General features: G+C 37.9%; 11 protein-coding genes and 2 pseudogenes. 3 read left to right on the top strand and 10 right to left on the bottom strand.

Annotation, left to right across the window (positions count from 1 at the left end; genetic code table 11):
* From BACCOP_RS09725 to catA, 9 genes and pseudogenes are all read right to left on the bottom strand, one after another.
* Window positions 1–1128 (bottom strand): hypothetical protein, encoded by a 1128-nt coding sequence (locus tag BACCOP_RS09725; RefSeq protein ID WP_007568692.1) that lies wholly within the window; start codon window positions 1126–1128, stop codon window positions 1–3.
* 67 nt (window positions 1129–1195) lie between these two features.
* Window positions 1196–2701, bottom strand: coding sequence for a TrkH family potassium uptake protein (locus tag BACCOP_RS09720; RefSeq protein WP_040312000.1), 1506 nt, complete (start codon window positions 2699–2701; stop codon window positions 1196–1198).
* A 209-nt stretch (window positions 2702–2910) separates the two neighbouring features.
* Entirely contained in the window at window positions 2911–3630 is a 720-nt protein-coding gene (locus BACCOP_RS09715) for a TorF family putative porin (RefSeq protein ID WP_007568688.1), read from the bottom strand.
* A 175-nt stretch (window positions 3631–3805) separates the two neighbouring features.
* Window positions 3806–4393: a K(+)-transporting ATPase subunit C gene (locus BACCOP_RS09710; protein WP_007568686.1), complete on the bottom strand. Its 588-nt coding sequence runs from the start codon at window positions 4391–4393 to the stop codon at window positions 3806–3808.
* 20 nt (window positions 4394–4413) lie between these two features.
* On the bottom strand, window positions 4414–6450 hold the full coding sequence (kdpB, locus tag BACCOP_RS09705) for a potassium-transporting ATPase subunit KdpB (protein WP_007568684.1): 2037 nt from the start codon (window positions 6448–6450) through the stop codon (window positions 4414–4416).
* A 93-nt stretch (window positions 6451–6543) separates the two neighbouring features.
* The gene (kdpA, locus tag BACCOP_RS09700) at window positions 6544–8250 is read right to left on the bottom strand and encodes a potassium-transporting ATPase subunit KdpA (RefSeq protein WP_007568682.1); all 1707 of its coding nucleotides are present in this window, start codon (window positions 8248–8250) and stop codon (window positions 6544–6546) included.
* Between the two features lie 53 nt (window positions 8251–8303).
* Window positions 8304–8384: a potassium-transporting ATPase subunit F gene (locus BACCOP_RS21305; RefSeq protein ID WP_081446902.1), complete on the bottom strand. Its 81-nt coding sequence runs from the start codon at window positions 8382–8384 to the stop codon at window positions 8304–8306.
* A 601-nt stretch (window positions 8385–8985) separates the two neighbouring features.
* On the bottom strand, window positions 8986–9591 hold the full coding sequence (locus BACCOP_RS09695; RefSeq protein ID WP_007568678.1) for a PliI family lysozyme inhibitor of I-type lysozyme: 606 nt from the start codon (window positions 9589–9591) through the stop codon (window positions 8986–8988).
* 48 nt (window positions 9592–9639) lie between these two features.
* Window positions 9640–10272, bottom strand: a pseudogene (gene catA / locus BACCOP_RS09690) (type A chloramphenicol O-acetyltransferase).
* A gap of 463 nt (window positions 10273–10735) precedes the next feature.
* Here catA and BACCOP_RS09680 point away from each other — a divergent pair.
* Window positions 10736–11230 carry a hypothetical protein gene (locus tag BACCOP_RS09680; RefSeq protein WP_007568670.1) on the top strand — a complete coding sequence of 165 codons (495 nt, stop codon included), beginning with the start codon at window positions 10736–10738 and terminating at the stop codon, window positions 11228–11230.
* Window positions 11231–11235: 5 nt separating this feature from the next.
* Here BACCOP_RS09680 and BACCOP_RS09675 read toward each other — a convergent pair whose 3' ends face one another.
* Window positions 11236–12696 carry an ISAon1 family transposase N-terminal region protein gene (locus BACCOP_RS09675; protein WP_227994726.1) on the bottom strand — a complete coding sequence of 487 codons (1461 nt, stop codon included), beginning with the start codon at window positions 12694–12696 and terminating at the stop codon, window positions 11236–11238.
* A gap of 104 nt (window positions 12697–12800) precedes the next feature.
* On the opposite strand from BACCOP_RS09675, the pseudogene BACCOP_RS09670 reads away from it, so the two are divergent.
* Both BACCOP_RS09670 and BACCOP_RS09665 read left to right on the top strand, forming a co-directional pair.
* Window positions 12801–13322: pseudogene (locus BACCOP_RS09670) on the top strand (efflux RND transporter permease subunit); the annotation flags it as partial.
* 41 nt (window positions 13323–13363) lie between these two features.
* A partial coding sequence (locus BACCOP_RS09665; protein ID WP_007568664.1) for a TolC family protein occupies window positions 13364–14243 on the top strand: 880 nt, incomplete at its 3' end.

Raw genomic sequence — 14243 nt, 5'->3', positions numbered from 1 at the left:
TTATTGCGGAAAGATAATCAATTTTATATCCATTTCTGAAAGATTTCTAAGAAAATATCCATAACGATGCATCTTAAAGATCTTACTCCAAGTTAAAGTCGGCTGTCCCATGCAAACTGTTGTAATATGGCGTTCATGACATACATCAATAATAGCCTGTATAATATCGGGTGATGCAACTTGTACCAATTCACCCCCCAGTTCGGTTACTAGTTTAAAATGGTTTAGTAAATGCCTCTGAACAGACAAATTTATCCTGTCCGGACTTTCAGAAGGCGTTTGAACATATAAAGCTATAAAATCGGTATTGTACCGGGATGCGAGCCTTGCGGTACGACGTATGATATGTCTCGGCGTTTTCTCGTTACTGCTTATACATGCAAGGTACAATTCCCTATGAATCGCTTTTTCTTCCGGAATTACTTCTGTTTCAACTTTCTTCTCAACCCTGAATGCAACCTCCTTAAGAGCTAATTCTCGTAATTGAAGAATATTTTCTGTCTTGAAAAAATTACTAAGAGCGGTTTGTATTTTCTCCGTCTTATATATTTTCCCGGCTTTTAAGCGATTGATAAGTTCCTCAGCTGTCAAGTCAATATTGACAACCTCATCCGCTTCCTCTAAAACCTTATCAGGAATACGTTCCTTTACTTCAATTCCGGCTATACCTTTAATATCCTCATTCAGGCTCTCAATATGTTGAATATTAACAGCAGATATAACATTAATGCCAGCCTCTAAAAGATCCATTACGTCTTGCCAGCGCTTCTCATTTCGGCAACCACCTACGTTGGTATGTGCAAGTTCATCAACTATTACCAACTCTGGATGCAACTGAAGAATAGCATCCAAATCCATTTCTTCAAGCTCTTTTCCCTTGTAAAATATCTTCTTACGAGGAATAACAGGCAATCCCTTTAACTGTGCTTCTGTACCGGCACGTCCATGTGTTTCAACATAACCTATTTGTACATCAATTCCATTATCCAACATTTCATGAGCTTCCTGCAACATTTTATATGTTTTACCAACACCGGCAATCATCCCGATATAGATTTTAAAAGCACCTCTTTGTGAGCGTTTTATAAGACTTAAGAAATGACGTACATTTTCTTCTTTAGTTGCCATTTTATTTGTGTAAGATTTAGTATTCAGCACCAAGTTTACAAATTTAAAATGATTTTATTGCTTTGTATTAATAGTCAGTCCAGAAACGCTTATCAAACAAAAGCAACACACCAAAAATTTCCAGTCGCCCAACAAGCATGAGAGCCGAAAGAATCCATTTTGCCGCATCTGGCAGAGCAGCCCATGAAAAGACCGGTCCAAAAGCTCCCAGTCCTGGTCCGACATTACCTATTGCAGATATAACAGTACTAAATGATTCCGTCAAACCAACTCCAAAGCACATCAGCAATGTCCAGCCTATAAATATGCATATTAAGTATGTAACAAAAAATGTATATACTAATGCCGATGTTTGTACTGGAACTTGACCGTTATTAATATGAACTGGCAGAACAGCTCTCGAATGCAACATTTGCCTGAACTGGTTCCTTATATTCTGAAACATGATTAATAAACGTAAATTTTTAACACCACCACTGGTTGAACCGGTACAGCCACCGGATATCATAGCCCAGATAAGAAGCATCCATGTAAATGGTGGCCATAAATTATAATCATCTGTTGCAAACCCACACGATGTATGAGTAGTAGCTACCTGAAATAAAGCCTTACGAAATGCAGTTTCGATATCATAATAATCTGTTATAACTAAAGCAAATGCTATTATTACAGAAAGAATTGCTATAGACGCCAGAAACCAGTGTAATTCTCCATCCTTTAATAATTTCTTATATTTCCCATTCAAGGCAAAATAATATAAAGAAAAATTTATACCTGATAAAATCATAAATATAGATATAACATACTCTATATACGGTGAGTTCCAATAAGATATGCTATCTTGTTTGGTAGAGAAACCACCTGTTGCCGTAGTAGCAAACGCCTGGCACAATGCGTCAAACAAATTCATTCCACCCAACATCAATAATACAACCTCCAATAAAGTTAGTCCGATATAAATAAGCCACAGGCAGCGTGCCATGACCTTAATTTTAGGATGGATTTTATCATGTGTCACTCCTGTTGCCTCAGACAAGAAAAGCTGCTGGCTACTACCACTAAATAATGGAAGCAATGCTATGGTAAAAAGAACTATACCAAGACCTCCAATCCATTGTGTAAAACTACGCCAAAAGAGCAGTCCATGAGGTAATGATTCTATATTATTTAATATTGTAGCTCCAGTTGTTGTGAAACCTGACATGGTTTCGAAAAAAGCATCAGTAATAGATGGTATGTATCCACTTAAATAGAATGGTAACATACCCAAAAGCGTAAATAATATCCAGGAAATACTGACGATACAATATCCATCACGTCTTGAAATATTATTACATCTACGATTACCGGCTAGTACCATTATTCCGCCAATGCCAATATTCATTAACATTGTCCAGATAAAGTAGATATAGCTATTTTCATGATAAAAAGCTGATATACCAGCGCAGATTGCAAATAGCCCAGCTTCAACCAAAACCAGTATACCTAAAATATAGGAAACTGTTCTAAAATTAATTAGTCCTTCTTTCTTGTTTTTGAATAAAAAAGAATTTGTTCGATAAGTTTCTTCCATATATAACATCTTTTGTAAACTTATAGGCAAATCGTATGCCACATGAATTAAGTGAATTGTAATTCGTTAATTAATAAGATGTTATAAGTATGTACTATGTATAAAGAAACGTCACCCTTCTCATTATGAGATATATAAATTCCCATAATGAGAAGGGTGACATTGATTATTATAATTAGCTATAAAGGGATGTAAACGTCTATATTAATTTAAAACCCCAAGCTAAATCCTGCTACAAGATATGTTCTATCATAGACTGGAGCCACTATCGCTTGTACAAATACAGGAATAGAGAAATTGTCTGTTACTTTTATGTCCTTATTAGCCTTTAACGATATGTCTGTAAAAGCAGCTTTATTATGATAATATCCTTTCCAAGGTGTAAAACCTATTGCAGGAGTAAGAGTGATATCCGCTGGTAATGAGATTGGATACGAAGCATTGATATAGGTAGAACCTTGAAGTTTTCCTTCTTCGTTTTTATCAGCTCCGGCAAACATTGTACTCCATGAAAGAGTTAAAGGAAAAGACTCTCCAAAGCAATAAGCCAAGGTTCCTTCAAAAAAATGAGAATCTTTATAATGACCATAGGGCTGATTCACTCCGGACCACCAATAATCCGATACTGTCACAGAGAAATTATTTAATGAATAACTCAAATTTATATCAAACTCTTTGGCTGGTGTTTCAACATTCCATCTACTTAATGTTTGACTACCCCATACATTTATACTAAAGCCTGCATATCCCAAGGTTAAAGATGGCTGTACTGAAAAGCCTGAGTTCTGATCTGCTCCACGCCATATATAATCAGAAACAAAATCAGCCTTACCGTTAACTGTAAATTTGTCCTGAGCATAAGTCTTAGTTGGGAATAATAATATAGCTGTGCCCATAGCGACTGCTAATGTTTTTATAATCTTTCTCATAATCTATTGAAATAAAATTTTGCTTAAATATATTCTTGTTTTATTTTTGAATTACAACGTATAAGTTGTTTTTACAACTAATCTTTCTCCCGCATTTCTGCATCTACAATCTCTTGCAGACACAGAAACACATGTCAGGAGAAAAGACAGTTATAGATTTATAGATATTTACTGATTATCTGTTAACTGTTGGATTTATCTCTTCCAAAGCTACGTTCAGTTTCAACACATTAATTTTTGCAGGACCGAACAATCCAAGCAGTGGCTTTTCTATCATTTTATCAACGATAGCTTTAACATCTGATTCATTCATTCCCCTTGCATCAGCAACGCGTTTAACCTGTACATATGCACATTCAGGAGTAATATTAGGATCAAGACCAGAAGCACTTGCTGTTACCATTTCAGCAGGAACATCTTCGCGTTTTAAATAGGGATGATGAATAAGGAATGTATCAACTCTTGCTTCTACCTCTGCAAGATATTCTTCATTGGTCACCCCTTTGTTACTGCCCGCTGAACTTGTACCATCGTATCCATCGCCGGCACATGAAGGTCTGCCCCAAAAGAATACATCTTTAGTAAAGACTTGTCCTACGTTTGCCACTCCTACAACTTTACCATTAAGATTTACAGTTTCAGCATTACCTCCCTCGCCGGGTGCTGCAAACTGTGCAAAAATCCATAATACTAATATATAACATACCGAAAAAAACGCACAAAACACCAATGTGACTCGGATAGATTTCATTAAATTTTTCATAACTGTTTTTTTTGATTTTATTAGAAGAATAATCCAACAAATAAGTCTATTAATTTAATACCAACAAATGGAGCAATAATACCACCTACACCATATATAAGCAGGTTACGACGGAGTAAGGCGCTTGCCCCTATAGGTTTGTATTCAACACCTTTAAGAGCCAAAGGTATTAGGATTGGTATTATGATTGCATTAAATATGATAGCAGAAAGAATAGCACTTTCAGGACTATGTAATCCCATTATATTAAGTGCTCCCAGTTGTGGAACAGAAATCATAAACAATGCAGGAATGATAGCAAAGTATTTGGCTACATCATTTGCAATAGAGAATGTAGTAAGAGTACCACGAGTCATAAGTAACTGTTTACCTATCTCAACAATTTCAATAAGTTTTGTCGGATCATTATCCAGGTCAACCATATTGCCGGCCTCTTTTGCCGCCTGAGTTCCACTGTTCATTGCTACACCTACATTCGCCTGTGCAAGAGCCGGAGCATCGTTTGTTCCGTCACCCATCATAGCAACTAATTTACCGGCAGCCTGTTCCTTTTTTATATAATTCATCTTATCTTCCGGTTTGGCTTCCGCTATAAAATCATCGACACCGGCTTTCTCAGCAATATACTTTGCGGTCAGAGGATTATCACCTGTAACCATTACCGTTTTCACACCCATCTTACGCAGACGTTCAAAACGTTCCTCTATGCCTGGTTTGATAATATCTTGCAGCTCAATTACACCAGCTATTTCCTTATTGACACAAACAACTAACGGAGTACCACCATTACTTGTAATTATCTTAATTATATCTTCAGTTTCTTTAGGGAATTTGTTGCCCGCTTCGTTTACGATTCTGCGTATTGCATCAAATGCTCCTTTTCTGATTTGAGTTCCATCCTTTAAGTTTATACCTGAGCATTTTGTCTCAGCCGTAAACTTGATCATATGAGCTCCTTCTGTGTTCAAATTACGCATACGTAACCCTTGTTCACGTCCTAACTCTATAATAGATTTTCCTTCCGGTGTATCATCAGAGGCAGAAGACAACATACATGCTTCTATAAAACTACGTTTGTCAAGACCTGCTACCGGATAAAAATCAGTAGCTTTACGGTTACCGATTGTTATGGTTCCAGTTTTGTCAAGAAGAAGTGTATCTATATCACCGGCCGTTTCAACAGCTTTACCTGATTTAGTGATTACATTTGCGCGTAGTGCACGGTCCATTCCGGCAATACCAATTGCAGAAAGCAAACCACCGATTGTAGTAGGTATCAAACAAACAAAAAGTGAAAGGAATGCTGCAATGGTAATTACGGTATTAGAGTAGTCTGCCATTGGCTTAAGAGTGATACATACTACAAGGAACACCAAAGTAAATACAGCAAGAAGAATTGTAAGAGCGATTTCATTAGGTGTCTTCTGACGGCTTGCCCCTTCTACCAATGCAATCATCTTATCCAGGAAACTTTCACCCGGTTGAGTTGTTACAACTACCTTAATATGATCTGAAAGGACTTTTGTACCGCCTGTTACAGAACTCTTGTCTCCACCCGCTTCACGAATAACAGGAGCAGACTCACCTGTAATGGCACTTTCATCTATTGATGCAAGCCCCTCAATAATTTCACCATCAGCCGGAATGACATCACCTGCCTCACATTCAAATATATCCCCCTTCTTAAGCTGTGAACTGCTTACAGTCTTCACATTACCATTTATAATAAGTTTAGCAGGTGTTTCTTCACGAGTCTTACGCAAGCTGTCAGCCTGAGCCTTACCACGAGCTTCAGCTATAGCTTCAGCAAAGTTGGCGAACAACAATGTCAGAAAAAGTATTATAAATACCCATAGGTTATAAACAAATGAACCTTGTGATGTGCTGAATGCAGAATATATAGTTACGAACAACATAATCAATGTTGAAACTTCTACAGTGAACATGATCGGGTTCTTAATCATTATTTTCGGATTCAGCTTTACAAATGACTGTTTCAGACTTTCTATAACCTGATCCTTTTGAAACAGTGATGTATTTTGATTCTTTGAATTCATATCTTAATTTTTTTGTTTATAAGTTGACAAGGGTATCAGTTATCTTTAATATAAAACTGTACTGCTTGTCAACTTCAACTTAATTATCTTAAATCACAATGAAAAATGTTCAGCAATTGTACTTAATGCCTGTGCAGGGAAGAATGACAACGCTGCAACTATGAAAATAACAGCAAATGTCATCACTCCGAAAGTTACTGTATCTGTTTTAAGAGTTCCGGCGCTTTCCGGTATATACTTCTTTTGTGCCAAAAGACCTGCTATAGCTACCTGACCGATAATAGGTATAAACCTACTCAATATTAATACAATACCACATGATACATTCCAGAACCAGGTATTGTCACCAAGCCCCTCAAAGCCTGAACCATTATTTGCGGCACAAGAAGTAAACTCATATAACATTTCTCCAAGTCCGTGAAAGCCAGGATTATTCAACCATCCTCCTTCACTTTCCACAAATGCAGGAGCATGAACATAAAGATATGCAGCAAGAGCAGTTCCTACAAGTATCACAAAAGGATGAAGAAGTGCTACTATCGAAGCTATTTTCATTTCTTTTGCTTCAACTTTATGACACATAAACTCCGGAGTACGTCCTACCATCAATCCACTTATGAATACTGCTATGATAATGAATGTAAAATAGTTCATCCAACCTACTCCTACCCCACCAAACCATGTATTAATTTGCATATTAAGCATTTCAATCATACCAGACAGCGGCATTGTAGAATCGTGCATACCGTTTACAGAGCCATTAGATGTAACAGTCGTAACGACACTCCAAAGACCTGTTGCACCGGCACCAAGACGAATCTCTTTACCTTCCATAGCTCCACCGTCCTGCGCTATACCCATTGCATCAATTCTTGGATTACCCCCCATTTCCTGAGATACATTGATGCATACACCTATTAGGAATGCAACAAGCATTACACCATAAATACTGTAACCTAATCTTTTACGGTTTACATAGAAGCCAAAAGCAAATACCATGGCCATTGGAATAATAAGAATGGAGCAACATTCTATCATGTTAGACAAATAGGTAGGGTTTTCCAATGGATGTGAAGAGTTCACACCATAGTAACCTCCGCCATTAGTACCCAACTGTTTGATAGGAACAATTGCCGCTGCCGGGCCTTGTGATATACTTTGGGTATTTCCCTCAAGTGTTGTTATCTCCATCTTTCCATCAAATCCCATTGGAGTCCCTTGTATAATTAGTATAAAACCAACTACAAGTGATAACGGAAGAAGGATACGGGTACAACTTAATACAAGATATTTCCAGAAATTACCAATAGTTTTTGTGGTCTTTTCACCAAGAGCTTTCATGATACCCGCCATAGCAGCCATACCTGTAGCTGCAGTTATAAACTGGAATAACATAATTACAAACAGCTGTGTGAAATATGTAAGGTTGGTTTCACCACTATAATGCTGTTCATTACAGTTTACCATAAAAGAGATACAAGTATTGAAAGCCTGATGTGCCGTCTGACCAATATTTCCATCCGGATTTAGTGGTAAATAGCCTTGCACAACAAGCAAAATCATTCCCCATACAAACCAGAAAGCATTTACTACAAGCAAAGCTCTTAAAAACTGTTTCCAGTTCATCTCTTCTTCCGGATTGATTCCTGAAAGCCGGAAAATTAAATTTTCTACAGGCTTCATGAAATCACTCCAAACCTTGCTACCTTTATAAACTTTTGCAATATATTTTCCTAATGGATAACTTAATACTACCATTAGAATAATTTGCGCTATTACACCTAATATTTCTGTATTCATATTTTTACTATTTTTTATTCGACAGCCTTATTATAATATTCTTCCTGCTCTATTTAAAATTTTTCCGGTTTAACTAAAACATACATTAAATAGCCAAACATAATAAGGCTTACAATAAATAATACCGTATACATAAATCTTTCCTCCTTTTTACTTTAAATGTTTTCAAACCAATCAATACATTTCCCAAATAACCAAAAGCAGCCAATACCAATTAGCATACAGACTGCAAAACCAATTGTAAATAGTTCCATCATTTTTTATGTTTAAAATTCATTCTTAGCAATACAACTGGTATGCCAAAGGAAAAACAGCTTACATAACAATCTGTATATTAACACATTAAATAAATACAACCAGATACAAAATACTATTCCAACTTTCTCAATTTGATAAATTGATCTTATTATTGTGATATGATACCTAATACTCAGACTGATAGAAATGACAAAGAAGAGCACATCAAACGGATGCTATCAATGGGAAAAAATAAAGCCGCCAGAAAGTATGAACTGCACTTCTGTGTAGCAAGAACTTTCTAACGGCTTTATTTATATATAAGATATATCTGCCTTTAATATATACCAACTTGACTATATATTGAAAGTGATAGATTCGCTGGTATGTTCATTATATTTATTACATTGTACTTTTCAAACCAAATATTATTGATAATCAATATTTTTTATGCAAAAGGAATTAGAAGACATACTAAAATTCTACGACCTTATCTATTTACAATATTCTACCGCTTTCTCCATCTACCAGTTTATACTGTATCTGTCGAGTTCCGCCAGTCGGATTAGCATTACTGTCGCCTTCTTTGTAGACTGGAAAACGTTGGCAAAATGTATTTTCCACGATAGCCATCTCATCATGTCCCATATAGCCCTTGTTTACTTCGTTGTTTTCAGAGATCTCGGGCAAATATACCTGACTTACCGATTTTCCATTGTTTACAGAGTATCCAATTAATTTACCGTAGCTTCCACTACCATCCGATGTCAGATAGATAAATACCTCCGGATAGCTGTCAACATTCAAATCACCTATCTCAGCATTTACAATCGTATATCCGGTTATATCATGATACAATGTTTCGTTGGATACGCTTAATCCGGAAGGCTGAATTATAAGGCTGTCACCTTTGGTACTTACCATAAAAGAAATCTTGCTTCCAGGATACGTCAGTTCTTTATTGAAGCTTTCTTCACTAACCTCCTGTTTCGTAATATTCATATCTTCTTTCGCTGTAGTATCAGAAGCACTGCCTTTCTCATTCTTGCTGAATGAACAGGACATCAGCAAAGCACATAACACAAATGAACTTATTTTCTTCATAATTCTCTTAATTTTATAATAGTAAAATATATTTATCAACAACCTATCTTATATCATTAATATTTGCTGGATTTCATTAATAAGTCTTGAAACATGAAACCCGTCATACGCAGCATGGTAAACCTGGGCAGAAAGAGGAATAAGGTATTTATCATCTTGCTGAAAGTACTTTCCATAAGTAAAGATTGGCAACAAATAAGTTCCATCCGCAAATATATTCAGATTGAAACCTGTAAACGTAGCCTAGGGCAATGAAGATATAGGAAAAGTATTAGCTGGCGTATCAGGTTTGGCATCTATACCGTAATTACCACCAAACATTTCAATATCCCGTTCATAGTTTGAAAGAAAAACTATAAGATCATCATTCCACTCCGTCCACAGATTGGAAAAGGTTTCATTCTCCTCATGAAAAACAGTATAACACGGCAGTAAGGTATCCCACACTCCCAACTCCCCTTTGTCATTGATTGCTGTTCGAAACTCTTCATGATTATTTACCGCCTTTGTCAATACATAAATCAGAAGAGGATAAAGTTTCGAACGACTTTTGTTTTTAAACGCTATAATCCCGGAGATATCTATGTTTACAGTAATGCTATATGTACACCGTATCTGACTGAAATAATGATCAAAATACGGCTTTCTTTTCCAATTATCTTTATCTATAAGTTTAAACATAAGATTGTTTCATTATATCAATGCGGCAACTATTATTTTTCCGAACACATTACTTTATCAGTCAGATAAACAAAACTCGTAATCATCGCAGAGGAACGACTAATGATATCTTTATTTATCAGCGACATATTGTCTACTTCCGAATGATGGATAGAAAAATAATTTTTTCTATCAGCCATGTAAAAATAGACCGGGACTTTCTTTTCTGAATTTAAAGGCCAGAAAGATGCATCTTCCAATGACATCCTTTGCAATTCAGGTGTGAATCGAAGGCTATCAGAAAATAATTTTATTTTGTAGGGTGTCCAGTTCTACGTTCCTAAAAACGTAGTACAAAACGCCCTCGTTATTGTTAATTCAGTGCTCTTAAATTCAATGCTTTAATAAGCAAAATTGCTCTTTGAAAGTTTGTGTATTTCATTGATTTTTAATATCTTGGTTAAATAATTTAGAACTAAAAGCAATGAAAAAAGTAGATTCAAACCCCATAAAGAAACCCTGGAAGAAGAGGTTAAACGTCTTCGTAAAGAAAATGCCAAACTCAAATCTCAGAAAGCAGCCAAAGAGGCTAAGCTTAAGGAGACAAGGAAGGAACTTAAAAAAAAGACGTAAAGACCGTGACTGTGACCGAAGAACAAATGAAATTGTTATCGACCCTATTCCCGGACATAGATACTCTCTTCTGATTGTTCAGCTTTGTATATTGATTTACATTCGTACCAACTGCGGCCTTCGCACTGTCGTGAAGATACTTGAAATCTTCAATGATGTGCTTGAAGGAAAATGTGGAAAAGTACCATGCTATAACACCGTAGAAAACTGGATGAAGAAACTTGGATTATCCGCTTATGAGAATGACAGCAAACCTACAGACAAAAAGTTTGCATATATCATTGACGAAAGCATCATGGTTAATCGAGAGAAACTGGCACAGTTGCATAAGTCCGTGGCAATATAATCATGTTATCCAAAGATTATGGATGCTCTGAACATAAAGAAAGGTAAATCCTGCACACCGCGTAGTTGTGCTCTAAAGCCTTTCAACTTAGAGTTAAGAGATTCAGCATGAGCATTGGTTGATCTGTTTATGAAGTAATTTAGTACTTCTTCTTCCTTGTACTTGATGGCATCCCTTGCAGCCTTTACTTCACGCAACGTACAAACTGAAACCTTCTGATACCACTCATGCAGTTTAACCTTAGCAGTACCCCGGTCGATAGACTTGTTGCTAAACACGCTTCTTAGGCTACAAATCAAAGTATATGCATCCTTTATCTTTGGGAACATCCTGAAAAGTATCTTTGCACGTGTTTTCTGCCTGTCAGTCCATTTTTCACCACTCACACTCAGCAGATACTTGCTTCTTGTCAGTAGTTCTATGACAGTTTCGCCATTGGCAAGCATGGTTGGTCTGAAGCGTTTGTTCAACCTCTGTGGCTTGCGTCCCCGCTTCTTGCCTTTGTATTTCTTTGGATGTTTCTTGCGGTAGTATTTACGGCTCTTTACCAGCTGTTCAAGTTTCTTTTTGAACATGGCCTTCTCCTTGTTTTGTGCTTTCTGTGCTTCTCGTTTAGCTTTGAGGCGGAGTTCCTCCACTGCTTCGATACAACGTTTGACGATATGGAAGCAGTCAATGACTATGGCTGCATTGGGAAAGGCTTCTGTGACGACAGCAAACATGCTGTCAGAGAAGTCCATGGTGACTTCCTCGACCTGCTCTCGCTGTTCCTGCGGTATCTGCATAAGAACATTGATAATGTCTGATGCCTTAGTGCCTTTTACTGCTGCTATTAAGGTGTGACGTTTGCCATGCCCTTCTTTGTTGGTCAAGAATGTCATCAGGTCCTTGTGGAGCATGGTCTCGTCAATGCCCAGCCGTTTGCCTATGTTCTTAGGATGCAGCACCCAGTCCTCTGCATGACTGGCTTGTTCCCAATTACGGAAACCGCTCAGATGATCCTTGTAAGCACGCTCCAGGTTATTGCCATCTACCTTAAAGTATAGCCCCGGCGAGCGGGCCGTTATCGGGTAGGTATCCAAATATTTTTTTAAGACATCAGCAAACTCCTTAGAGTAGCTGGTGTTGTCAGCAAGCAACGAGTACCTGTCAAGGATTATGTTTCTGCCTTCTGCCGTTAACCGTCTGCGACGTCTGACATGAAGAACGACCTTGTGATCACGGATAGGAAAGTCGTTAACCTGACGGCTTTCCGTGAAACCATTGGGCTTAAGGTCGTGCCACTCTTCTTCCCGTGCATCTTTTTCGTCAAGATAGATGTGAAGAAGGACGCGCTCATTACCAGTCTCTTCAATAATGCCAGTGTGGTCTTCGTTAACGGCTGTAACGTCGAAGAACTTAAGTATGCCTTTGGGAAGAAGGTAACTTGCCAGAATCTTATAGTCAAATGCTGATTGCTTACTCATGAGTGCAAAGGTAATGCTTCTTATAAACATTTAAGCATTAAACAAGAAAATAGAGACCTATACTACAAAAATAAGCCACGGATATTTGCAACTGTGCCCAAAATCCGCTTATTATGGGAGCACTCGCCATTGCAGCTGTCATGATATTATTTATCCTGATAGCTCATTTCCACCGTCTAAGTATTGCATTACTTATTTTCGGCAGCATGACATTCTGTGTTTTCGGTACAGCAATAGGTGTTTTGATTCAGGGAGTTGACTTCAGTATGACATGTACACTGGGTATTATCAGTTTGATGGGAATCATTGTCCGTAACGGAATCATTATGATCGACTATGCCGAAGAGTTGCGAAATACCGAAAAATTATGTGTACGTGATGCTATTTATCATTCTGCACGCCGACGCATGCGACCGATTTTCCTGACTTCCGCAGCAGCTTCTATGGGAGTCATTCCGATGATTTTGGGCAAAAGTGGATTGTGGATGCCTATGGGAACCGTTATTTGCTACGGAACTCTTATCACCATGATCTTCCTGCTGACCGTTCTTCCGGTTCTGTACATGCTATTGTTTAGAGGTTCCACCCGTAAACGCGCTATCAATGAGCAGCTTGAGCTTCAATAACATAATAAACAAAAGATAGCTATCAAAAATTAGTTACGATTATGAAAAGAAAAAACATCATATCTTTATTCCTGCTGTCGGCAGGCTGTATGTTGCCGCTATGTGCTTCTGCCCAACATGTCTATTCGCTGGACGAATGTATAGAAGCTGCTCTCGACAACAATGTACGCATGAAAAATGCTCAAAACAACCTCCGCATGGTGGAACACAGCAAACAAGAGGCTTTCAGTAAATACTTTCCCACGGTAAGTGCCATGGGAAGCGGGTTCCTCGCCGACAAAAGTCTGGTACGTATGGGACTATCACCCGAAATGCAGATGGCCTTTATGAAAAACGGACTTGTGGGTGATGTTTCTGCTACCCTGCCACTGTTCACCGGCGGACAGATAGTCAACGGAAACAAACTGGCTAAGGTAAATGTAGAAGTAAACCGACTCCAGCAGCGCCAGTCGCAAAACGAGGTGACTCTGACAGTCGAAAATTATTTCTGGCAGGTAGTAATGCTGAAAGAAAAATTGCAGACTATCAGTACACTCGACAAGCAACTGACACAATTACTTCAGGATGTGGAAACCAGCGTTCAAGCCGGTGTTACAACCCGCAATGATTTATTACAAGTACAACTCCGACAGAACGAAATACAAAGTAAACGCATTCAGGCAGAAAACATGCTTTCACTGTCACGAAGCATGCTTGCACAATATATAGGACATCCGGCAGACAGCATAGAAGTTGCGGCAACGTTGAAAGATACGTTACCGCAGGGACCGGAAGGACTTTACACTCCACCCGAAGCAGCGCTAGCTACAACAAACGAATACAATCTTCTTCAACAAAATGTAAAGGCAAGCAGCCTGCAACATAAAATGGCTATAGGAAAAAACTTGCCGACCATAGCTATCGGAGGAGGCTATGCCTACG

It is taken from the genome of Phocaeicola coprocola DSM 17136 (assembly GCF_000154845.1).
GTDB classification, from domain to species: Bacteria; Bacteroidota; Bacteroidia; order Bacteroidales; family Bacteroidaceae; genus Phocaeicola; species Phocaeicola coprocola.
The sequence above is the reverse complement of the archived record's forward strand: the minus strand, read 5'-3'. Positions and strand labels throughout refer to the sequence as shown.